The sequence below is a fragment of the Exiguobacterium sp. s43 genome, assembly GCF_018617255.1.
GTDB lineage: Bacteria > Bacillota > Bacilli > Exiguobacteriales > Exiguobacteriaceae > Exiguobacterium > Exiguobacterium profundum.
The window spans coordinates 1-21322 of record NZ_JACSJT010000005.1 but is presented as its reverse complement, the minus strand read 5'-3'; the positions used below and the strand labels follow the sequence as shown (position 1 = coordinate 21322).

General features: G+C 43.1%; 23 protein-coding genes. 12 read left to right on the top strand and 11 right to left on the bottom strand.

Annotated elements, in window-relative coordinates; all coding sequences use genetic code 11:
* Window positions 1-28 precede the first annotated feature (28 nt).
* The 7 genes from KNO79_RS14265 to KNO79_RS14235 all read left to right on the top strand — a co-directional run bounded on the left by KNO79_RS14265 (window position 29) and on the right by KNO79_RS14235 (window position 5231).
* The gene (locus KNO79_RS14265) at window positions 29-607 is read left to right on the top strand and encodes a hypothetical protein (RefSeq protein ID WP_214691598.1); all 579 of its coding nucleotides are present in this window, start codon (window positions 29-31) and stop codon (window positions 605-607) included.
* The gene (locus KNO79_RS14260) at window positions 608-1447 is read left to right on the top strand and encodes a hypothetical protein (RefSeq protein WP_214691597.1); all 840 of its coding nucleotides are present in this window, start codon (window positions 608-610) and stop codon (window positions 1445-1447) included. It abuts the gene before it with no gap.
* Window positions 1448-1639: 192 nt separating this feature from the next.
* Window positions 1640-1891 carry a hypothetical protein gene (locus KNO79_RS14255; RefSeq protein ID WP_029596487.1) on the top strand — a complete coding sequence of 84 codons (252 nt, stop codon included), beginning with the start codon at window positions 1640-1642 and terminating at the stop codon, window positions 1889-1891.
* Window positions 1884-3038, top strand: a complete 1155-nt coding sequence (gene mobP2 / locus KNO79_RS14250; protein WP_214691596.1) for a MobP2 family relaxase — start codon at window positions 1884-1886, stop codon at window positions 3036-3038. The genes KNO79_RS14255 and mobP2 overlap by 8 nt, the downstream gene beginning before the upstream one ends.
* A 9-nt stretch (window positions 3039-3047) precedes the next feature.
* Window positions 3048-3497, top strand: coding sequence for a hypothetical protein (locus KNO79_RS14245; protein ID WP_214691595.1), 450 nt, complete (start codon window positions 3048-3050; stop codon window positions 3495-3497).
* Window positions 3498-3502: 5 nt separating this feature from the next.
* Window positions 3503-3790: a hypothetical protein gene (locus KNO79_RS14240; RefSeq protein ID WP_214691594.1), complete on the top strand. Its 288-nt coding sequence runs from the start codon at window positions 3503-3505 to the stop codon at window positions 3788-3790.
* A gap of 4 nt (window positions 3791-3794) precedes the next feature.
* Window positions 3795-5231: an ImmA/IrrE family metallo-endopeptidase gene (locus KNO79_RS14235; RefSeq protein ID WP_214691593.1), complete on the top strand. Its 1437-nt coding sequence runs from the start codon at window positions 3795-3797 to the stop codon at window positions 5229-5231.
* Window positions 5232-5263: 32 nt separating this feature from the next.
* Here KNO79_RS14235 and KNO79_RS14230 read toward each other — a convergent pair whose 3' ends face one another.
* The 4 genes from KNO79_RS14230 to KNO79_RS14215 are packed head-to-tail and all read right to left on the bottom strand — an operon-like array spanning window position 5264 to window position 7564.
* Window positions 5264-5497 (bottom strand): hypothetical protein, encoded by a 234-nt coding sequence (locus KNO79_RS14230; RefSeq protein ID WP_214691592.1) that lies wholly within the window; start codon window positions 5495-5497, stop codon window positions 5264-5266.
* A gap of 57 nt (window positions 5498-5554) precedes the next feature.
* On the bottom strand, window positions 5555-6466 hold the full coding sequence (locus KNO79_RS14225; RefSeq protein WP_214691591.1) for a hypothetical protein: 912 nt from the start codon (window positions 6464-6466) through the stop codon (window positions 5555-5557).
* Window positions 6467-6500: 34 nt separating this feature from the next.
* Complete coding sequence (locus KNO79_RS14220) at window positions 6501-6725, bottom strand: DUF3006 domain-containing protein (protein WP_214691590.1); 225 nt, start codon at window positions 6723-6725, stop codon at window positions 6501-6503.
* Window positions 6722-7564, bottom strand: coding sequence for a ComEC/Rec2 family competence protein (locus KNO79_RS14215; RefSeq protein WP_214691589.1), 843 nt, complete (start codon window positions 7562-7564; stop codon window positions 6722-6724). The genes KNO79_RS14220 and KNO79_RS14215 overlap by 4 nt, the downstream gene beginning before the upstream one ends.
* 351 nt (window positions 7565-7915) lie before the next feature.
* Here KNO79_RS14215 and KNO79_RS14210 point away from each other — a divergent pair, with 351 nt between their 5' ends.
* The gene (locus tag KNO79_RS14210) at window positions 7916-8656 is read left to right on the top strand and encodes a hypothetical protein (RefSeq protein ID WP_214691588.1); all 741 of its coding nucleotides are present in this window, start codon (window positions 7916-7918) and stop codon (window positions 8654-8656) included.
* Window positions 8657-8973: 317 nt separating this feature from the next.
* On the opposite strand, the gene KNO79_RS14205 is transcribed toward KNO79_RS14210, so the two are convergent.
* The 3 genes from KNO79_RS14205 to KNO79_RS14195 form a co-directional block, all read right to left on the bottom strand.
* A complete protein-coding gene (locus tag KNO79_RS14205; RefSeq protein ID WP_214691587.1) occupies window positions 8974-9357 on the bottom strand; it encodes a hypothetical protein in 384 nt (127 codons plus the stop codon).
* A gap of 136 nt (window positions 9358-9493) precedes the next feature.
* On the bottom strand, window positions 9494-9691 hold the full coding sequence (locus KNO79_RS14200; protein ID WP_214686153.1) for a hypothetical protein: 198 nt from the start codon (window positions 9689-9691) through the stop codon (window positions 9494-9496).
* A 397-nt stretch (window positions 9692-10088) separates the two neighbouring features.
* Window positions 10089-10544, bottom strand: a complete 456-nt coding sequence (locus tag KNO79_RS14195) for a JAB domain-containing protein (RefSeq protein ID WP_211783008.1) — start codon at window positions 10542-10544, stop codon at window positions 10089-10091.
* A 432-nt stretch (window positions 10545-10976) separates the two neighbouring features.
* Here KNO79_RS14195 and KNO79_RS14190 point away from each other — a divergent pair, with 432 nt between their 5' ends.
* From KNO79_RS14190 to KNO79_RS14175, 4 genes are all read left to right on the top strand, one after another.
* Entirely contained in the window at window positions 10977-12350 is a 1374-nt protein-coding gene (locus tag KNO79_RS14190; protein WP_214691586.1) for an MrcB family domain-containing protein, read from the top strand.
* Window positions 12351-12618: 268 nt separating this feature from the next.
* Window positions 12619-14976 (top strand): EcoAI/FtnUII family type I restriction enzme subunit R, encoded by a 2358-nt coding sequence (gene hsdR / locus KNO79_RS14185; protein ID WP_251125346.1) that lies wholly within the window; start codon window positions 12619-12621, stop codon window positions 14974-14976.
* 12 nt (window positions 14977-14988) lie between these two features.
* On the top strand, window positions 14989-16458 hold the full coding sequence (locus tag KNO79_RS14180) for a class I SAM-dependent DNA methyltransferase (protein WP_214691585.1): 1470 nt from the start codon (window positions 14989-14991) through the stop codon (window positions 16456-16458).
* The gene (locus KNO79_RS14175; RefSeq protein WP_214691584.1) at window positions 16455-17855 is read left to right on the top strand and encodes a restriction endonuclease subunit S; all 1401 of its coding nucleotides are present in this window, start codon (window positions 16455-16457) and stop codon (window positions 17853-17855) included. Before KNO79_RS14180 ends, KNO79_RS14175 begins: the two co-directional genes overlap by 4 nt.
* 644 nt (window positions 17856-18499) lie before the next feature.
* Here the strand turns inward: KNO79_RS14175 and KNO79_RS15770 are convergent.
* From KNO79_RS15770 to KNO79_RS14155, 4 genes are all read right to left on the bottom strand, one after another.
* Window positions 18500-18712 carry a hypothetical protein gene (locus KNO79_RS15770; RefSeq protein ID WP_214691583.1) on the bottom strand — a complete coding sequence of 71 codons (213 nt, stop codon included), beginning with the start codon at window positions 18710-18712 and terminating at the stop codon, window positions 18500-18502.
* Between the two features lie 130 nt (window positions 18713-18842).
* On the bottom strand, window positions 18843-19451 hold the full coding sequence (locus KNO79_RS14165; RefSeq protein WP_214691582.1) for a helix-turn-helix domain-containing protein: 609 nt from the start codon (window positions 19449-19451) through the stop codon (window positions 18843-18845).
* Window positions 19452-20088: 637 nt separating this feature from the next.
* A complete protein-coding gene (locus KNO79_RS14160; protein ID WP_214691581.1) occupies window positions 20089-20742 on the bottom strand; it encodes a tetratricopeptide repeat protein in 654 nt (217 codons plus the stop codon).
* A 22-nt stretch (window positions 20743-20764) separates the two neighbouring features.
* Window positions 20765-21322, bottom strand: a 558-nt coding sequence (locus KNO79_RS14155) for an RHS repeat-associated core domain-containing protein (RefSeq protein WP_214691580.1), incomplete at its 5' end; no start/stop codon positions are given.

The window sequence follows — 21322 nt, the reverse complement described above, 5'->3', positions numbered from 1 at the left end:
CATGCATGTATGAAAAGGAGGAGGAAGAATGAACTTCACCGCACGTCACCTCGCGTATCTGTTCGGGGTACTGCTCCTGATTTCGATCGCAGCGAACGTCTTTTTCTATCAACAAGCGACGGCTGTCACGAGTACTTCAGACACGAATCAGACGGAAAATGAGAGCGTCACTCACTCTGAATCGGTAACCTCTGAAGAGTCGTCGTCGGACACCGAACAAGTCGTCGCTTCGAAGGAGACGGAACGAATGGAGGAGCTGACGACACGCGCGACGCGCTTCGTCGAGTACGCCTTCACCATCACGAAGGACAGTTACACGACCCAGAAACGACAGGCGAAGGACGTCATGTCGGAGGAACTCGCGGTCACGCTCTTCGCCGCGGACGGGAGCGATGTCGGCACGTTCGAGACGACCGCCCTCAATATCGAGGTGTTCCCTTCTGTCTCCGGAGAAGAATGTCTCGTACGGTTCGAACAGGACCTATTGATCACCGAGACGGGTTATGAAGAGACGACGCAAGAACTGTTGGCCTTGACGTTCGAGTCCATCGACGGACGTTTGGTCGTCACAGAAATGGAAGAACTGACACCGGAAGGAGGGATCTAGATGCGACGACAAACGCGACGGCGTCTCACCCAGAACATCTCCCGGTTCTACCTCGGACTCGGCGTATTCTTTGTCGTCGGCTTCCTCTTTTTCGGTACTTCGTCGTTCTTCTTTGCTGAAGAATCGCCGGTCAATGAGACGCCAATCAACGAGGCAATCCGACTCTCGAACGGGGAGACAGTGACGCTACACGCGTCTAGTTACGATACCGAGACGAAGACAATCCGCATCCGACTCTCGCTCGATGAGACACCAGGTAACACGAATGACTATCTCTTCCGCTACGTCTATAAGGCGCGTCCGGATTCTGAGAAGGAAGTCACTTTGCTGTATGAACGGAGCGACCAATATGTGCTCGAATTGAAAGACGTGCCGAACGGCTTCGACCAGCTGGCTGTTCGAATCTATGGATTGAATGAATCGCAATCAATCGAGGAACTCACACCTGAGGAACGAGAGGATGGTCTTTTAACGTCACTTTATGCCGACCGTCGGACCATCGAACAGGCGAGCCACGATTCATCTGACGAGACAACTTTCACGAGATTGTTCGTCGAGGATGAGCTCGCGGAGACCGAGAAACAGTTGGACACGACGCAGCAGTCGGTCGAAGCGCAGCGGCAACAGATCAAGCGACTCGATAGTGACAAAGAGGAACTTGAAAGTGAACTCCCCTACCTCTCGCTCGACGAACAGGTCGAACAGGAGAACGAGATCTTCGACCTCGGTCGGAAGCGTGACGAGCTCACACTTGAACTCGAAAAGCTCGAACAGTCCGTCAAAGCGCTCGAAGAAAAGCACGACAAACTGCGCGTCCGGCTCCGAGAACTGTCGATTTAAGTGGCACATTTCGTGCCAAATCGCTGGTTTTACTGGCACATTTCGTGCCGTTTTCGGACTTTTGGTGATATCACGGAAACCCCAGGCTCTGCCTGGGCTATCACGACAAGTGATAGCAGTTTCCCCTTATGCTCTTTGAACGAACTTTTAGGACATTGGCAATATACAGCCTCCAGAAAGGTGGTCAGGCAAATGGATCTGTTACTCCGCGACATCGACCCCGTCATCGTGAAGCAAATCGATGAATGGGCGAAGGAACACAATCGCTCCCGGCAACAATACTTGAAAGAACTGCTTGCCTCCTGGTGCGCGAACGGTATCCAATCGACGCAGGTCGAGCGACTGGAACGACAGCTCGAGGCGAACACGCTCCACCTGAAACGGAGTGCGGACGAGCTCGCCGAAGTGACCCGTTTGTTGAACGAGGTGATGCAGGATGCGTGAGACACCCGGTGTCGTCATCAAGTCGAAGTTCAAGGTGCCTAGTACAAAAAAGAAATCGCGTCAGTACACGACATACCTCGAATACATCAATCGACCGGATGCGAAAGACAGCCGCGAACAGTTCGAGACGTATCACGACTATATGGAAGACGAGACGAAGTCGAGCGGTCTGTTTACACGCGAGGACGACCGGTTGAACGACGGAAAGCGGCGCGCCGTCCGCGACATCTTCAAGCAAGCGCAAGAGAAAGGGAGCATTCTCTGGCAGGACGTCATCTCATTCGATAACACCTGGCTACGGGAGACCGGTGTGCTCCACGACGACCTCATCGACGAGAAACGATTAATCCAGGCGACGCGGAACGCGGTCGAGGCAATGCTCCAAAAAGAAAAGATGGTCCACGCCTACTGGACCGGTGCCGTGCATTACAACACCGACAACATTCACGTACATGTCGCCATCGTCGAGACGAGCCATATACGCGAGCGCGGCAAACGCAAACCGAAATCAATCGAGCTGATGAAGTCGAAGGTCATCCATTCCCTCGCCGACCGGACGAAAGAACAGGAGAAACTGAACGCGTTCATAAGAGACGAACTGATCGCCCATAAACGGAACCGGAAGATCCAAACGCTCCCGAACCGTGTCCTGCATCCGGAGCTCGTCCGTCAGTTCAAGGACATCTATGAGCGGTTGCCGGAAGACAAACGTCAATGGCGCTACAACATGAACGGGATGCAACCGCTCCGTGAATCGCTCAATCGTCTGACCGACAGTTATATCGACATTCACTTCAAATCAGAGTTTCAAGCCTTCAACGCGCGACTCGAGCAGGAGGTAGCGTTCCATCGTCGCAGCTACGGCGACACGGAGAAAGCCGAGCATTACCGGACGACGAAACGACAGGACCTCTACACCCGGATGGGGAATGCCATCCTCTCAGAGATGCGCGACTTGTCAAAAGAACAGGTGATATTGGAGAAAAAAGGAGCCCCAAAACATCCGATCCGACGCGCATTCAACCAACAAAAAATATTCAACGAATCACTCTACCGGATCGAGCGGCACATGAACGACGAATTCGAACACTTGAAGAATCAACGTGCTTTCGAACAGTTGGAACGAGACATCGAATATGGAAAGTGAGGGAGGACGATGGAAGAGTTGAGACAGATCCGTCTTCGATTGAAGCCGGAGACGGTCGCGTATTTGGAAGAGTTCGCCGACGACAAACGCTTCGGCCACCTCGGTCAAGTCATCGACCACATCGCAGACGAGCATAGACAACTGGCCGACGAGAAGTGGGACATGCAGTTCCTCATCCGCTCAATTAGCACGCAGGTATCCCGTCATATCGAGGAAATGATGAATGAACAGGTTTCAACGGAACTCGAGCGGATTCGACTCGCCGCGAACCGCTCTGATCGGCACGGACAGATCCTGACAGAGCTCCTACAAGCACTCATGCAGACCGAGGGCATCGAGGACATCATGACGACGGACCAATTCAAGCCGACGTTCCTCGAGACGGCGGAACGTATCGTCCAGGAACGCATCGAGCACCAAAAACAGAAGAAGGACACACTAACTTTTGAGAGAGGATGAATCCTATGCGACCACTTGACCGTCCCTTCACGATGGGACAACTGTTGACGCTTCAACCGAAAAGCGTCACGGTCCTCATCTATGGAAAACAGTACAACATCCCGATATCAATATCTGAGCATCAGCTTTTAACCGCCATTGCAAAAGACGAGATCGTCTTGCTTCCCGTCAATTTCGAACGGACACGGCTGTTACTCGATATCCCGGAAACGTTGCCACAACTTGAACGTGAACTGAACGATTTTGCGGATAGTGATGAATCTGTCACCGACTTGTTGAAGGAAGGAGTCTGACACGATGGCCAAGATGAAGACGAACGAAGAACGGAAGGCCGAGCTCGAGGCCTTGACCGAACAGATGGGACAACAAATCGACAGCTACTTCGAGAGCCCAGAAAAGATTCGAGAACATCTGCAGTTCCTCGGCAAGTTCCATCAATACTCGATGCGGAACGCGGTCTTGATCGAGTCCCAATTTCCTGGTGCGGTCGCGGTCGGTTCTTATCCATTCTGGGAGAAGCAAGGCGCGCAGGTCCAAAAAGGTGAGCGTGGCATCAAAGTGTTCGTCCCGAACCCGGTGACGTACGCCCTGCATAAAGACGAATGGGTACCGCTCAGCAAGGCACCGAAGCCAATCAAGGAAGGCGTGAAACAAGGACGCATCTCGTCACGGAAGATGATGTACTTCAAGATCGGTCACGTGTTCGAGTACACGCAAACCGACGCGCGCGAGAAAGGAATCGAGGTCTCGGACATCTTCAAACGGTATCACCGGGACGGCGGGATTGAGAACGAACAAGACATCCGTGACGCCTTGACGACGCTCGCGGATGCCCGGAATGTGACGCTATTGGAGGAACCGCTCGATGAGATCGGGACTGCGAAGGGTTGTTACTATCCGGAGCTGCATGCGATCGCCTTGAACCCGCGGAACACATCGATTGAAGACGTCAACGTCCTGATCCACGAGCTCGCCCACGCAGAGCTCCACAACCAGGAACGGAATCTTGAACGAGACCAACCGCTCACGGCACCCGAGAAGGAGTTCCAGGCCGAGATGGTCGCCTATGTCGTCTCACATCAGCTCGGGTTCCCGACGGACGACTTCTCACTCTCCTATCTGGCCGGTTGGACGAAAGACAAGGAGCTCCTCGACAAAGAAAAGTTGTTGCAAGAAGTCCATCAGACATCCGCGACCTTCCTTGATCATATCGAGTCACACTTAGAAAAGGTACGCGCGTTGGAGCAAGAAAAGGAACAGACTCTACTTGAATATATCGAGCAACTAGATCAGCGTATGGGATGGAAAGACTCCGACCTCACACTCTACGAACGGGTTCACGCCGTACAAGGTGTGTTTCCCGAAGAAGTAGAATCCTATCTAAATGCAAAAGCGACCCTCGAAACGAACCTGATGCTGGATCGCGTCGATGAGCCACTTATGTATATTCATGGTAAGGGACTTGGGTTTCAACAGTTCGGCATTGCCAATAATCATGACTTTAGTGAAGATGGACTCGTTGCCTACACTGTCGCGCTACCCACTCAACCTTTGATCAGTGGTCATTTTGACCCTGAAAGAACAGTTCATCCATTACATGACTTAGAAAAGAACAATAAGGTGGAAAAACCAATCCTCAAAAATCTTGAATCTAGTTGGCATAATGTGTTGCTCGATAATGAAAAGAAATCTCTTTCTAGAACTGCATTGTTGAATATTGAACGCTTAATTTAGTTTTTAAGTATGGGGCTTTTAAAAGTCCCATACTAGTTACTTTCTATGCTGTTCTTTTGATATACCGTTCGAATTTCCAATACGTTGAAGGCAAGGGCGTTCCCATCATCGACACTTAATTTAAAAAAGTCATTCATATAGTTATCCGTCATATGATTGAACTTTATAAATTCGTCAATGACTTCTAGAAATACGTTTAAATCCGTAAAATTATCGACTTTATATTGCTCACCTGTTTTCAACTTTAAATACAAAGTACTTTCCACTCGCTCGAACCTCCTTTTTTCACTACATCATTTTTTAACATATTAAGCATTCAGTACTTAGAACCTATATGCTGTTAAGTTAAGTCGTTTGAATTCCATAATTTTTTCTTCTAAACTCTTCTCAATTTTTGAAGTACTGTCACTCATATTTGAAGTACTGTCACTCATATAAGTTTCTTTATATTTCTTTATGTTTAGATAAGGAATAATAATCACATCAGATATATCGACATTTTCTAAATCAGAGCCCCCACTCCGTTGATATGTTTCGATTAAGTCGTCGTACGTTTTTATATCTTGCTCATGGTGATAATTAAGCACCTGACCTTTGCCAATTTCACTCATAAACTTTTCTCTTATTTCTTTGATATATTGTGAAGTGATTTCGATCGATTTCTCTGCTTCTTCTTTTGAAGGGAAATATCCTGAGTGGATTACATTATTTCGAAAAGATAACCATTCAAGCTTGTTGTTGATTTTCTTCATTTCTGGCGGTGGTAATTTAAATAAATTCAAGTAAAGAAACAAAAAAGCCCCATATTGTCTCTCAGATTGTTTACTAACTCTCTTCCAAAGCGAATGGACATATTCCTGTTCAATTTCACCTATGTACAGCATCAAATTGACACAGTGTTCATGAAACCTTTCTATTGAAGCAGCTAGGTTGGCAACTGTTTCTCTATAGTAAGCATCGTCATAAGCAAATATTGCTCGATCATACAATAATTCATAAGTTTCTATACTCACCGCTCCGACAGACACATGTCCTTCTTTACACTCAAAAATAAAACCTCTCTTGTCTTGCACATCTACTTCTATATAAATATCCTTTTTGGCATATGCATATTCTTCGTCAAAGTGATAATGATTTAATACATGAAAGTAATTTAATCCTTGAAATTCTTCTTTGCTAAAAAAATCATTTTTATCTTTTATGCGACATTCTTTGCATATACATCTAAATTTCATCTGCCACCACCATCCTTAAAAAATAAAAATCTCATCAATCTTCCCAAAGCTCGTCCATCAACGCATCGATTTCTTTTGATAATCGTTGCTTTTCCTCTGAATCTATCTCAACTCGTCCATCTTCGTAAAACCAAAGTACATCCCCAGATTGAATCGAATCAGGGAGTCGCGACTTTGGAATGTCCTCCATCACTTCCCCGAATTCGACAACAGCCAAATCCTCTTCAAAGCGGTCGATGATTCCTTTACGTCGCTTCATTTTGATTTTTTCACGGCATAGCTTGAGCCGTTCCCTGTGATGATGATTGTGCCGTTTTTATCTGTACGAAGCGTATTCACTTTTTGTCGCTTCAAGTTCGTCACCACTTCGGACGTCGGGTGCCCATAGCTGTTCTTCCCGACGCTGATGATGGCATGCTTAGGTTTGACCGTGTTCAGGAACGTGCTACTCGTCGACGTCTTGGCACCGTGATGGCCCACTTTCAAGACATCCGCCCGGAGCGTCTGCTTCTTCGCCATCATGTCCTTCTCAGAAACATGTTCCGCGTCCCCTGTGAACAAGAAGGTGTTCTTCTTGTACGTGACATGAAGGACTGCACTCCAATTGTTCAAGTCACTGTTCGAGTAGGATTTGACCGGACCGACAAATTTCGCACTCACACCTTTGATTGGCAGTTTCACTCCGGCCTGTGCCGTTTTGATGGTCTTCCCTTCCCGTTTGACGGCTTGAAGGAAGTCTTTGTAGGCCTGGGTAGTGTGCTTCACTTTCGGCGCGTAGACGTTCTCGACACGATAGGCATCCAAGATTTCGTCTAACCCACCGATATGATCGGCGTCCGGATGCGTCGAGATCAACACCTCGATGTCGTCCACTTTTTGCTTTTTAAGGTAGGCGACGATGACATCGCCCTTTCCTTTGTTCCCACCGTCGATGATGACATCCTCACCGCTTGGCATCTTGATGTAGATGGCGTCTCCTTGCCCGACATCGATGTAATGGACTTTGATGCTCGCAGCGGCCGATGCTTCCCCATATGGCGACACCAATAGCACTCCACTAAATAGAACGGCACTCCCAATCTTGATCCATTTATTCATCCTCTATCACCTCGTATGAATTTATTGTAAAATTATTCAATATAGTCTCATTATAATTAGGCTTTAACCATATTGCTTTAATATTTCACATGAAACCTAATATAAAAATAACCCAGGTTCCTTTTTCGTACTATTAATTACTTTAAAAAAACTGATAATAGTTCAAAATCCTCCAAAGATATCTAAAAATTAAGCCGACTAACGTTTCACAGCAAATCATCCAATGTAGCGCGCACATGACAAAAAATGAATTACATACATAGCTAAACAGTTATCATCACATGATTAGATCAGCTGAAAATAATACTAAATAAAGTGCTTGCTAGCACGTTTGAATAGGAGATATTGTTTATGTCTTATACACGTGAAGAAAAAATGAGAGCATTGTCCCGTTGCAAGAATTGCCTTACCCAAGCTCGTGCGCCTAAAATCGGCGAACGTGTGGTCGCGCGAACATACACCTCTCAATCCATTTCGCACCTTAATACCTATACAGTTAAAGATGTACGATGGGGACAAATCCAAGTTAAAAATGATGAGAATGAGCTTAAATGGGTAGCCGCAGACGTTTTTTTCTTTGAAGACGATATACCTGAAGCCTTCGCTTCTATCGCACGCGGTGAAATCCGTCGGCGTAGCCGAGGTAGTCGAGAGTACACACGCGTCAATGTAACAAGCAAAATGCAGACTGTCGAAGTAATGTTATACGTAGATGAGTTCGAATTCAAAATTTCACATGGACGCAGTCATTTAGAGATTAGACACAATTTAGACGATGGTACCAATTTTTTTGCTGAGCTCCCATCCTTCTCATATACAACCAAAATGTTGGATGCACTCGCTAGTTACGTAATATTTGACGATGACCTCAATGCTTCTAGCGATATCAAACTCACAGTTCAGTTGTCTCTGGAGCGGTACGCTACATCCGATGCACTTGCTCATGCCATCTTGAAAGCAAAGAAAACTCTACTAGATAGTCTACCTGATGCGCTTCATGAGCTCGAATCGGTTATTGATCCTGACGATATCTACAATATCGAACGATTTACTAATCTGAAGCAAAATATCCCGACCTTCATCCGCTTTTAATAGCATCAAATAAGCCATTTTAAGATGTCGGGTACTTAGGAAAACATTGAAAAAAGAAATTTACAGTGAGGCTTAGATCATTTAATGATCTAAGTCAAAATCATTTATAAAAAACACCATTCGACCGAATGGTGTTCCTCGCGTGGCGTGAGACACGCCCACGTTTTTGGTTTTGACCTTGCTCTTACGCTCCGTGCCTCCCGTCAGAAAGGGCCAGGAACATAGAGATGCGGCGTTGAGTATCGGACCGTCAGGGAGGCAGCGGTGCGATGAGCGACTTCGCCTCCTGGCGTTAGACGCTCACGCATGAGCCCGGATCACCATTCCTTCTCCCAGGCCCCGTCTTCAAACACGCTCCAATCCTCGAACCGATACTTGATGAGCCAATGGACATGCATCACTTCATATTCGAATACACCCTTGGAGAGCTCTGAGACCACAAAACTGACGTCTCCATTCCCCACCACCCATGTCCCATATAGATATACGATCTTAATCGGACGCTCTTCAGAATCTACATAGATCACCACGCGGAAGTAAGGCGAGTTCCGTCCTTCATCGAACCGGACGACCTTCTCGACGCCATGTTCCCTGTCGACGACGCGCATCCAATCGGGACGCTCCATCAATTCAGAGAACACGGTCCGGACGAACGGATCCAATCCATCGAACGCATAGTCATCAAGTATCCGCTCGTCCATCACGCCTCACCCCTTTCAGTTTTTATAGACCAATTCCCAATACTTATGGGATTCACGCTTCGTTCAAAGACTCACTAAATAAAAATGTATACATGTATACAAATCTACAAGTATACATGTATACATTTCGAAACAATCAGTTATGTACTTGAAGCGTGTTCGTATTAAAGAAGACCGTCATTTGTTTTAATCGTTCCCCTTCTTTCACCTCACAAAGGATATCCATGCTCACCAACTCGAATGCCTCAGGATCGATATCCATCCGTTCAGGAAGTCTTCTAAGCAATACCTCTTTCATCTCTTTGATCGTTTGTTGGTCCAATGTGTGACTCATTTGAATCATCCTCTCCTGTTGATAGCTCAACAATACCTTGAATCTGACCTCTCAACATCTCGACTTGTTTCATATAAGCCCTGGGCTTGTTTGAAACAAGCCCAGGGCTTACGTAGGAAAAACGACCATTTTCACCAAACAAGCACCCATTTTTTCATCAATTCATCACAAATACACATTCATGAAAAGACAGAGCAACGTGATTTCTTTATGCCTTTGACTTCTCACCAAATCATTTGTTTTCGCCACGCGAAAACATTCCTTTTTCCGGATTCGAATTCTGGATCCAGGCGAGAGCAACGCGAGTCGCCCATCCCGTCAAAGAAAAACGCACGTTTTTCTTCCTTGCCCTTACCGGACGGACCAGGACCGGTCCCCCGGCCCCATTCCATTCCGTTCAACCCATGTAACCTCGCTGTTTCATGCTGACGTACGACTCGTCCGACCCGAGGATGAGATGGTCGAGCACCGGGATGCCGATGAGGTCCCCCGCTTCATGTAACCGTTCGGAGACGAGGATGTCCTCCCGGCTCGGGCTCGGGTCCCCGCTCGGATGTTGGTGACAGGCGATGATGCACGAGGCATTGTTCAAGATGGCGCATTTGAAGATTTCTCGCGGATGGACGACGCTCGAATTGACGCTCCCGACATGCGCCCGATGGACGCCGATGACCCGATTCTTCGTGTTGAGCATGATGACGAGGAACACCTCCCGGTCATCATCCCCGATAAAGGATGCCCCGATTTGTCGGGCGTTGTCGGGTGACTGGATGACGGCGTGCTCGAGGGCGACCATTTCCTCGCGAACCTCTTGTTTGATACGGATGACCTCGATGATTGACGATAGTTCCATGATGGTTTGTCCCCTTTCGGATAAGCTGTCCTCAGAACGAACACCGTTGTGCGTCCTGTTGACGGGAACGCAGCGAGCGTCGGGAGACGGTGCAAGGGCGACCGCAGGGAGAGCCTCAAAAAAATGCGTAGAGCAAACGGAGGACCAGGCTTCCGTAGCCAACGAGCGAAAAGCCTTGCTTTGAGCCAAAAGCGAAGGAAGACGGGCCGGAGGGCGCGTCATTTTTTTGACGTCCCTTGCACTGACGACCAGCGAGCTAGAGTACGGAAACAGGACGCAAGCTACAGAAAATAAAAAAATCGTCGTCTCAAATCGAATAAATATGTTCCAAAAAATACTTTTAAAGATACAATCTAAATGATATATTATTAACAAACAATAAAATAAAATCGAAACAAACGCTATTTTAATTCGACTTTGAGGAGGTATAATATGAATAATGAAACAAATGAAGTAGGGATGAAGGTACAAAAGCTACGTGAATACCACAGCATTAGTCTACGAGACTTAGCTCAAGCTATCGGGGTACGCCATGTCATGCTGAATAAGATCGAAAACGGGACGCAGCGACTCGATCTAGAAACATTAACAAAGTTAGCCAATCATTTTTCTATTTCCGCTGAATACTTTGTAAACCCTCACGTTTCAATTGCACAAGCTACTAAAAAAGTAAGTGAACCCTCATCGTGTGTAACGGCATTTAAGCAAATTCTTGAAAACTACCCCACTGAAAAAGAGAAATCATTTAAAGATAATTCTTTAGCTGATTTCCTACGCAATGATCTGGTCAAAATAGTAAACGATGCACTAAAGATTGATAGTAGTCGTTACAAAGTGATTGGTTCTCCAGGAAAAGGGGTTTGGGCTAGAGTTCCATGGATAGGTGTTTTCGACCGTAGCGTGACCTCGAGCGCGCAGCGCGGATACTATGTAGTCTATTTATTTAGAGAAGATATGTCTGGATTTTATTTGAGTTTAAACCAGGGGTATACGTACTTCCGAAATAAATACAGAGATAAGGAAGGACGACAAAAAATTCAAAAGACAGCGGAAATTATCCGTTCGAGAATTGAAATTCCTAGTCAATTTCAGTTAACAACCATCGATCTTCACTCAGAAGCGAGTTTAGCGTTTGGGTATGAGGCAGGTCACATCTGCGGAAAATACTATGATGCTAGTTCGCTCCCAGATGAATTTGAAATGATAAACGATTTCAGAAGTCTGCTAGAAACATACAATAAAATTGTTGTGCTGCTGAATGGAAGGAATGCAGAAGAACTTAACGACTATCTTCTTTTAGAAGATGATCTAGAATTTCTAGAAACTGACGAAGAAAGTTTTCAAAAGCTCGCCAATGAGTTAAAAGTAGATTCTTCTGATGAGCCAAAAGAAGAACCACGGCCCCCTAAAACAGTGGTTACAGATAACTTAGGAAAAGCGCGTTACCCTCGCAGTGCAAAAGAAGCAGCTTTAGCTTTAGTTCGTGCGAATTACACCTGTGAATTGAACGAAAATCATGAAACATTTCTTTCAAAGAGCACCGGCCAAAGATATGCTGAGGCTCATCATTTTGTTGGAATCTCCAATCATCCGAAGTTTCCTGAAGTGGATCTAGATCGAGCTGCGAATATCGTGTGCTTATGTCCAAATTGTCATCGTAAAATTCATTACGGTGAAGATGAGGTCCGTTTACCAATGATTGAAAGTTTATTCGCGAAAGTGAAAGAACGTCTCGAACAAGTTGGAATCGAAGTGACGTTGACCCAGTTAAAAGAGTTCTACAACATTTCTCCTACCCATACGTAACAACCTCTGAAGGCGTCATCGTTCATGTAATCTACATCTAGGTTTCGAAGCGGGTGTTATCCTGAACCTTTATTTACCTCTAAAGATTGATTTGCTGCTTATAGGCCTTGTTCTAGACACGCAAGCAATGAAAAATCGATCAGAAGACACTGTTTATAGATGAAAAACAATTTAAAAAGTCATCTATAAAAATATTGGTTAAGGTTCTAACACCCAATTGCTGTAAAATATCTATAGAAGATCTCGATAGCCCTAAGGAGGAGCATCTATGAAACCGAAGCACGCTATGACCGAAGAAGACATCAAAAATAAATTCATTACTCCCGCCATTTTAAATTCTGGCTGGGACATGCAGTCTCAAATTTATTTTGAGCATTACTTTACTGATGGACGTGTAATTGTTCGTGGTAATTTGACTGCTAGAGCTGAAGGCAAACGTGCAGACTATTTGTTAATGCACAAAAGCAACTATCCCTTGGCGATCATCGAAGCCAAAGATAACAATCATCCAGTAGGCGGAGGAATGCAACAAGCTATTGATTATGCGGAAATCTTGGATATCCCCTATGCTTACAGTTCGAATGGGGATGCATTCGTTGAACACAATCGCTTAACGGGTGAAGAACGGACGATTTCATTGTCAGAGTTCCCTTCTCACGATGTTCTTTGGTCACGCTATCAACAAGATGCCGGTTTAAGCACCGAACAAGAAGAATTAATCAATGAGCCGTATTACTATCAACTCGGTGATAAAACACCGCGCTACTATCAACGTGTCGCAATCAACCGTACGCTTGATGCAATCGCCCAAGGCCAAAACCGTATCATGCTCGTTATGGCAACAGGAACGGGGAAAACCTATACTGCCTTCCAAATTATCTATCGTCTCTGGAAAGCTGGGATTAAGAAGCGGATTCTTTTCTTAGCCGATCGTAATATTTTAGTTGATCAAACCATGATCAACGACTTCAAGCCGTTTGAAAAAGTCATGACAAAAGTAGAAAATCGAGTTCTCGATAGCGCTTACGAAGTCTATACAGCGCTCTATCAACAGTTAGCTGGTGAAGATGGAATGGAGCCTTTCCGACAATTCGAGCCTGACTTTTTCGATTTAGTTATTATCGATGAGGCTCATCGTGGATCAGCTAAAGAAGAAAGTCGCTGGCGTAAAGTGTTAGAATACTTCAGTGGGCCCGATACGACACATATTGGTTTGACTGCTACGCCAAAAGAAACGAAGGACACTTCAAACATTACGTATTTCGGTGAACCGATCTATACGTACAGTTTAAAACAAGGAATTGATGACGGATTCCTTGCTCCATATAAAGTCGTTCGAGTCGGGTTAGATCGTGATTTAGAAGGTTACCGCCCTGAAAAAGGGAAAGTCGATATGTTCGGAAATGAGATTGAAGATCGAGAGTATAACATTTCCGATTTTGATCGAAACATGATTATTGATGGACGCACCGAAGAGGTCGCCAAACGAATCACAGAATTCTTAAAAAAGCATGATCGGTATATGAAGACGATTGTGTTCTGTGCAAACATCGACCACGCAGAACGTATGCGCAGCGCATTAGTCAATCTTAACTCTGACTTAGTAAGAGAGAATTCAAAGTACATCATGCGCATCACGGGTGATACGCCTGAGGGGAAGGCGCAGCTCGACAACTTTATCGATCGTTCAAGCCAATATCCGACAATTGTGACCACATCGAAATTGTTAACTACAGGCGTCGATGCTAAGACGTGTCGCCTCATCGTACTCGATTCAAATATCAACTCGATGACTGAATTTAAGCAGATTATTGGTCGAGGGACCCGTCTTGATCCCGAATTTGGAAAAGAATACTTCACTATCATGGACTTCCGTAATGTTAGTCGTCTATTTGCTGATCCAGAGTTTGATGGAGACCCTGAAGTCATTTACGAAGTGCCTGAAGATGGTGAGCTACCGGACGAAACAAATGATCCTAGTGGAACACCGAATACGAACACCCCTTCTCCTACTGGACTTCCAGGCGGAAACGGTGATGAAGATGACTATTACGCAGCACCCAAAAAATATCGAGTCAACGATGTCGATGTACGAATTTCTAATGAACGTGTTTATTATTATGATGTGGGCGGAAAACTCATCACTGAAAATTTGATTGATTATACGAAGCGCAATATTCGTAGTGAATATGCCACGTTAGAAGAGTTTTTACGAAAATGGAAAAGTACCGAACAAAAACAATCACTTCTTGATGAACTGAAGAAGCACGGTGTTTTATTAGAGGCTTTGTTCGACGAGGAACCACACTTGAAGAATCTCGATGAGTTTGATTTGATTTGTCACTTAGCGTACGATCAAAAACCACTGACAAAGACTGAGCGAGCGAACAACGTGAAAAAACGTGGTTATATCTACCAGTATCAAGATGTGGCTCGTGATGTCCTCGAATTATTGCTTGATAAGTACCAAAATGAAGGGGTCAAAGAAATTGACGGCACTACCGTTCTTGAACTCCCAGAGTTTCAGCGTTTCGGCAGTTCACTTAAAATCGTTAAGGCTTTTGGTGGAAAAAAAGAGTATTTAAATGCATTAAAACAATTAAAAGATGAAATTTATATTTCCTAGGAGTTGTAATTCATGTCAATCACCTCGTTTGTAAAGAATATGCAAAACATTATGCGTAACGACGCCGGAATTTCTGGTGACGCGCAGCGTCTCGAACAAATCGTTTGGATTTTGTTCCTTAAAGTCTATGCAGCTAAAGAAGAACAATGGGAGTTGCATGACGATAACTACACTTCCATCATTCCAGAAGAATGCCGTTGGGAAAATTGGGCCGTCGATAAGAAAGACGGAAAATCCTTAACAGGAGAAGCACTTCTCAATTTCGTGAACGGTACTCTTTTCCCTACTCTTAAAACGCTTCCGGTAGACGAATTGACACCGGTAAGTAAATCCATCGTCAAATTTGCTTTTGAAGATGCGAACAACTATATGAAAAATGGTGTGCTCTTACGCCAGGTCGTAAACGTTATTGATGAAATTGATTTTACTGACTACAAAGAACGTCATGCCTTTAACGAAATTTATGAACAAATTTTAAAGGATCTTCAAGCACAGCGCGCATCGGGAGAGTTCTACTCTCCCCGTGCGACGACTGACTTTATGGTACAAGTCACTAATCCTCAACTCGGAGAGCGTGTCGCCGACTTCGCTTGTGGAACCGGTGGATTCTTAACTTCATCGTTGAATCACTTAATTCAACAAGTCACGACAACAGAGGAACGAGAGCTCTATAATGCTTCTGTCTTCGGGATTGAAAAGAAGGCGTTTCCTTACTTACTCGCCATTACGAACTTATTGCTCCATGACATTGATAATCCAATGATTGTGCATGGTAACTCTTTAGAAAAGAATGTACGAGATTATTCAGAACGTGAAAAATTTGAAGTCATTCTAATGAATCCTCCTTACGGCGGATCAGAGATTGATGGGATTAAAATGAATTTCCCACTCGAATTACGCAGTAGTGAAACGGCTGACTTGTTTATGTCTGTTATTATGTACCGGTTGAAAAAAGATGGTCGCGCTGGCGTCATCTTACCAGATGGTTTTTTGTTTGGTGAAGATGGATCGAAGCTCGCGATTAAAGAAAAACTGATCAAAGAATTCAATTTGCATACGATTATCCGGTTGCCGCATAGCGTATTCGCACCATATACATCCATCCACACAAATATGTTGTTCTTTGATAAAACAAAACCGACAGAAGATGTTTGGGTTTACCGATTAGACATGCCAGAAGGGTATAAAAACTTTTCTAAAACACGTCCAATCAAACTAGAACATTTTGAACCTGCCTTAGAGTGGTGGAATAATCGTGTAGAAATCATCGATGGAAAGAACGAAAAAGCACGTAAGTTTACAGCGGAAGAAATTATCGACCGGAAGTACAACCTTGATTTATGTAAGTTCCCTCAAGATGAAGAAGTTATCTTAGAGCCTCAAGAACTGATAGAAAACTATGTAGCAGAGCGCTCACGTCTAAATCATGAAATCGATAGTATCTTAAGTGAAATTCAATCTATGTTAGGTGAAGTTAAATGAATGCAAATCAAGTGAAAAAATCACTTTTACAACTGGCTTTTTCAGGAGAATTAATCCTCCAATCTAATGAATCAAATAAAGATTTAACAAGAAAAGAATTTTTAAATGATTTTTCTGTTCCCGTACACTGGGAGACTTATAAATTAGGTGATTTTACAACTTTTATTGATTACCGTGGTCGTACTCCTAAGAAAACCAGTTCTGGAGTTAGATTAATTACCGCAAAAAACATAAAAGATGGTTTTATAAATTTAGAGCCAGCTGAGTTTATTTCCGAAGAAGATTACCCAAAGTGGATGACTAGAGGATACCCTCAAAAAGGAAATATCTTTTTCACAACTGAGGCTCCATTAGGTAATGTGGCTATAAATAATTTAGATCAACTATTTGCTACAGCACAACGTTTAATTACAATCCAAGTGAATACTAATTGCCATAATAAGTTTTTGTTTTATTATTTAATGTCAAATCAAGCAAAGACTCAAATTTTAAAAATGGCTACAGGCACTACTGTAAAAGGTATAAAAACAAAAGTTCTAAAAGAGTTGATTGTTCCTCTTCCGCCTCTAGAAGAACAAAAATTAATATCTGAAAAAATAGATGCTTTATTAGCAAAAGTTAAAGAATATCATTACTACTATACAAACCTTGAAGAAGAAAAAAAAATCTTTCCAAAACGTTTAGAAAAATCAATTCTCCATTACGCAATACAAGGTAAATTAGTTAATCAAGATACTTCAGATGAACCCGCTTCAAAGTTATTGAAACAAATATCTGAACAAAAAGAACAAATGATTAAAGAAAAAATCATTAAGAAAGAAAAATCGTTGCCTCCTATAACTGAAGAAGAAATTCCTTTTGATATTCCTGAAACTTGGGCATGGGTGCGGTTAAAAAATATTGGAATTATTACTTCTGGCGGTACTCCTAAAACGGCAGTTCCTGATTACTGGAATGGTAATATCACTTGGATTACACCAAGCGATATGGGGAAAAATAAAAATTCTAAATACTTATCAACTTCAGATAGAGTCATTACTTCTCAGGGGCTATCGAATTCTTCTGCTCAATTAATTCCTAAAAATTCGATAGTTTATTCTAGCAGAGCACCAATTGGACATATTAATATTATGACAACTGATTATGCTACGAATCAGGGATGCAAATCATTTTCTCCTATTTTAGTCGACGTTGAATATATTTATTACGCGCTAAAAGTCATGACTCCTTATTTACAAAAAAAAGCTTCAGGTACAACTTTCAAAGAGATTTCAGGTACAACTTTTGGACTTTCTTTAATTCCTTTACCGCCTCTACAAGAACAGTCGAGAATAGTTAAGGCTATTGAAAAAAATAAAAATGTCTTGAATAAATTGAACGCCGCTCTAGTTTTTTAAACGAACGTTAGAAAGACATATTTGTTTATCTTTTCACAAAAAATGAAAAGGGCTTTAAATAGTCCTTTTCATTTTGTCTTAATTGTCCATTAACTCATCTTTTTATCAATGTTCGTTTTTTATATTTGATGAGTAAGCAAACGAACAGAGGTCCTTAATGATGAAATTGGATATACACGAGTCTCAAACAACTTGGATTCACAGTCAGATAAATAAAAGAATTGGTAATACTGAAACTATTCATTCAAAGAGAAAGGAAATGAATTTCACTTACTCAGCCGCACCTCAAGCTATACCTTTATTTTCCTGATGTTCCCAAGAGAGCAGTTCCTCTACAGTAGAGAACACAGAAAAAATACTTACGACAGAGGAAAAACATCAAGACGTCCGAGCCGGGCACCACGGAATCAAGTGTGGCGACTATTACAGAAGGACCTGTCGATATCAAATATGGGGATTGCGAGTATTGTGCGTCCACGAATGAGCATTGTAAATTGATCCGTGTCATGTCAGACGGTCGTTAAGGTTTCAGGCGTCGAATACAGTAAGCTCGACAGGTGACATGTTATCCGTAAGGACGGCGGCGCGATTGACTTTAAAATGATCATCACATATCTAGATACGAAAACATATATTACATCACATTACCAATACACATATGCGGTCCAAAGAAATGTGATTACCGACTCGTTCGACAAGGTCAATCCGGACGAGTTGAACGAGGCACTCACAGAAAGTGAGTTGGAATCCCCAGCCACGAACGAGCCTGCTGGTGATGAGATACGAATGGAGACGGTCAGGTGACGATTCAATAGGCGAAAGACGCCGGTTTCACGATGCCGATAATGAGCGACCATTGGCTTTATCCTTATATGCGTGATAACGACAATGACGGGATGGTCGGGGAATGATTTCAACCCAAAAATTAAAACAATGATGATTGTAAAAAAGACATTCTCCATTTTTTAAGAGAATGTCTTTTTATATTCATTTACGTTTTCTCTTCACTTTGTCGAGCCGAATTTTCTCAATTAACGCGTGGATGATTTGCTCATCTCTTCCACCGAAATCTTTATTGAAGGGAATCCGCTCTCCTTCGAACATGAAGTAATCGAGCAGGTAGGGGACTCGTGGTGTTGCGTGGCCCCACGTGTGCTCCGAGCAACGTTCCCATACTTCGGCTTCAAACTCTTTTGAATACCGCATATGCTCGACGGCAACCTTGACCTCGGACTTCTTCAGGACGAAGTAATCCTCGAACACGAATTTACCGAGAAGCTCGTACCACATCTCCTCGCGAGCCCTTTCTTTAATCGCTTCTATATCGATTTCGACATGATACGGGGCCTCTTCTTCATTCTTGACGACATCCCCTGCTTCCCCCGTCACCGACTCCGGATACAGCCCCCATCCTTCCGGCATCCGTTCTTTGATGAACTGTTCCAGCGCCTCCTCACTGATCCGATAGCCTTTTTTACGTGACTCGAGCGGTTCTGCCCGGATCACGCCTTTTCGTACCCAGTTGCGGACCGTCTCCTTGTGGCTTGTGAGCTTGTTCTTCGATAAGATTTCAAATGCTTCGTCAATCGTATACATGCCAAACCTCCCTTTAACACAATGATGATTTTATTAAATAATACCATAAACGTTGTATTAAAGTGAGCTGATTCTTTAATCAATTTCGAATCAAGTAGAAATTACTAAATGAATATCAAACAAAAACACCATTCGACCGAATGGTGTTCCTCGCGTGGCGTGAGACGCGCCCACGTTTTTGGTTTTGACCTTGCTCTTACGCTCCGTGCCTCCCGATAGAAAGGTCCAGGAGCGTCTGAGCCAGCAGCTCTTGTTATCGGGCCGTCATGGGGGCAACAGTGTGATGAGCGAATTCGCATTTTGGCGTTAGACGTTCACGCATGATGCCGGATAGCTATTCCTTCTCCAACAAACCGTCTTCAAGCATTCTCCAAAACTCGAAATCATGTTTGTTTGCTGTGCTCAAGTCACTGCTCCTTTATACAATAAAATTCACAGACATGGACACTTCAAACCGGGTCTCGACCGCTACATTATCATAATAATACAAAGCGTAACGGTTTTGCTGTTCACTAAGCATCTCATCAATCCTGTTCTTTCCGATTAGGGAACTAGATTATTGTTATTGTCGCAAAATATCCATCGTTCATTTCTAAAACAACTTAGATGATTTGATATTACAACTACTCATTTCATTTTAGCTACTAAGTTCCTTAAGTTCCTTATAGTTTTCATCAAAAAGATATAAGCCACCAATTATTTCATCAATGAAACTATATAAGGTGAATGTTACATTGATTCTTGCTGATCCACTGAAGCATCCTCTTACTTTATCCAACCCTTTTTTAATATATAATTTTCCTTCTTCATTATTATTCGAAATATAGAACAACCCGAGATCTAGATAATATCTAGGGAATTCTGAGTAAACGTTTATTGCTTTTAAGAGATACGATTCGTATTGCTCAGGATTTTTATTTAATAAATAAAATTCAGCCAAAGTGAAATACACTATTCCTTTAGATTTATTATCCATTTCATCAATCTTAGATTCAATTTCTGCAACATTTTTTTCTTCTAAAGGACAAAAGAATGAAGCAGACAGATAAATTCCAAGAGCAAAAAGAACCGAGTTATCTGGAAATTTGTTATACGCTTCGAATAAATGTTTTGAGGCATTTTCATAATCTTCTTCCGGTGTAGCCATCTCTGCACTAATCAAAGTAGTCCAAGCATCTAGATTATCAGGGTGATTTCGAACTAATTCTCTTGCAGACTGAATCGCAAATTTGAGCTTCTTAGATGATTGTGCCATTTCCTGTATCTTATTAATTTCTTGATTGATATTCACTTTTTCTCCTCCTTAGTATTTATTACATCCTAATCAAAAACCCTTTAATGTGGTTTGAAGTTCCTTTGAACAAGTTTATACTCTGAACTTTTCCTTGTTTATTTATATAAATTCGAATTATCACTTTATGTCCATTAATTTTTGTTCGTATTTCATTTGAGCCAACTTTAAATTTATTGACTTTCTTAATTTTTTTCAAAGCTGATTTGTATATACTATCTCTAGTTTTTCCCAGCTTCATAATTCCTTTCCTTATATGACTATCAGAGAAGATATGCCTCATGTTTTTTATATGAAGTTCAAACGGAATAGTTATTGTTCTTCCAGTAAATAAACCTCCTCCTGCAGGACCTGCTCCATGTTGTGTTTTACTATCAACCTGTACTAATCCAGTGGGATCAACATTTGTGGTAGGACTATTTGTTACATAACTATAACCGTTCGCCATTTCAATCGATTCATCACTATCTAATATAGGATCAACCGATAGGAACACCGCATGCTCCGGATGATAATAACGTGCCATCAAATAGTAAAGCTTCAAATCCTCATCGTAGTAATACGAGGCATAACGGATTGG

Excerpts from the sequence above, each read along its gene's own strand:
- KNO79_RS14205 (WP_214691587.1), bottom strand. The coding sequence starts at position 9,357 with ATGGACGAGCGGATACTTGATGACTATGCGTTCGATGGATTGGATCCG.
- mobP2 (WP_214691596.1), top strand. The coding sequence starts at position 1,884 with ATGCGTGAGACACCCGGTGTCGTCATCAAGTCGAAGTTCAAGGTGCCT.
- KNO79_RS14195 (WP_211783008.1), bottom strand. The coding sequence starts at position 10,544 with ATGGAACTATCGTCAATCATCGAGGTCATCCGTATCAAACAAGAGGTT.
- KNO79_RS14210 (WP_214691588.1), top strand. The coding sequence starts at position 7,916 with ATGTCTTATACACGTGAAGAAAAAATGAGAGCATTGTCCCGTTGCAAG.
- KNO79_RS14260 (WP_214691597.1), top strand. The coding sequence starts at position 608 with ATGCGACGACAAACGCGACGGCGTCTCACCCAGAACATCTCCCGGTTC.
- KNO79_RS14240 (WP_214691594.1), top strand. The coding sequence starts at position 3,503 with ATGCGACCACTTGACCGTCCCTTCACGATGGGACAACTGTTGACGCTT.
- KNO79_RS14245 (WP_214691595.1), top strand. The coding sequence starts at position 3,048 with ATGGAAGAGTTGAGACAGATCCGTCTTCGATTGAAGCCGGAGACGGTC.
- hsdR (WP_251125346.1), top strand. The coding sequence starts at position 12,619 with ATGAAACCGAAGCACGCTATGACCGAAGAAGACATCAAAAATAAATTC.
- KNO79_RS14190 (WP_214691586.1), top strand. The coding sequence starts at position 10,977 with ATGAATAATGAAACAAATGAAGTAGGGATGAAGGTACAAAAGCTACGT.
- KNO79_RS14225 (WP_214691591.1), bottom strand. The coding sequence starts at position 6,466 with ATGAAATTTAGATGTATATGCAAAGAATGTCGCATAAAAGATAAAAAT.
- KNO79_RS14180 (WP_214691585.1), top strand. The coding sequence starts at position 14,989 with ATGTCAATCACCTCGTTTGTAAAGAATATGCAAAACATTATGCGTAAC.
- KNO79_RS14235 (WP_214691593.1), top strand. The coding sequence starts at position 3,795 with ATGGCCAAGATGAAGACGAACGAAGAACGGAAGGCCGAGCTCGAGGCC.
- KNO79_RS14255 (WP_029596487.1), top strand. The coding sequence starts at position 1,640 with ATGGATCTGTTACTCCGCGACATCGACCCCGTCATCGTGAAGCAAATC.
- KNO79_RS14200 (WP_214686153.1), bottom strand. The coding sequence starts at position 9,691 with ATGAGTCACACATTGGACCAACAAACGATCAAAGAGATGAAAGAGGTA.
- KNO79_RS14215 (WP_214691589.1), bottom strand. The coding sequence starts at position 7,564 with ATGAATAAATGGATCAAGATTGGGAGTGCCGTTCTATTTAGTGGAGTG.
- KNO79_RS15770 (WP_214691583.1), bottom strand. The coding sequence starts at position 18,712 with ATGGTCGCTCATTATCGGCATCGTGAAACCGGCGTCTTTCGCCTATTG.
- KNO79_RS14220 (WP_214691590.1), bottom strand. The coding sequence starts at position 6,725 with ATGAAGCGACGTAAAGGAATCATCGACCGCTTTGAAGAGGATTTGGCT.
- KNO79_RS14165 (WP_214691582.1), bottom strand. The coding sequence starts at position 19,451 with ATGTATACGATTGACGAAGCATTTGAAATCTTATCGAAGAACAAGCTC.
- KNO79_RS14175 (WP_214691584.1), top strand. The coding sequence starts at position 16,455 with ATGAATGCAAATCAAGTGAAAAAATCACTTTTACAACTGGCTTTTTCA.
- KNO79_RS14265 (WP_214691598.1), top strand. The coding sequence starts at position 29 with ATGAACTTCACCGCACGTCACCTCGCGTATCTGTTCGGGGTACTGCTC.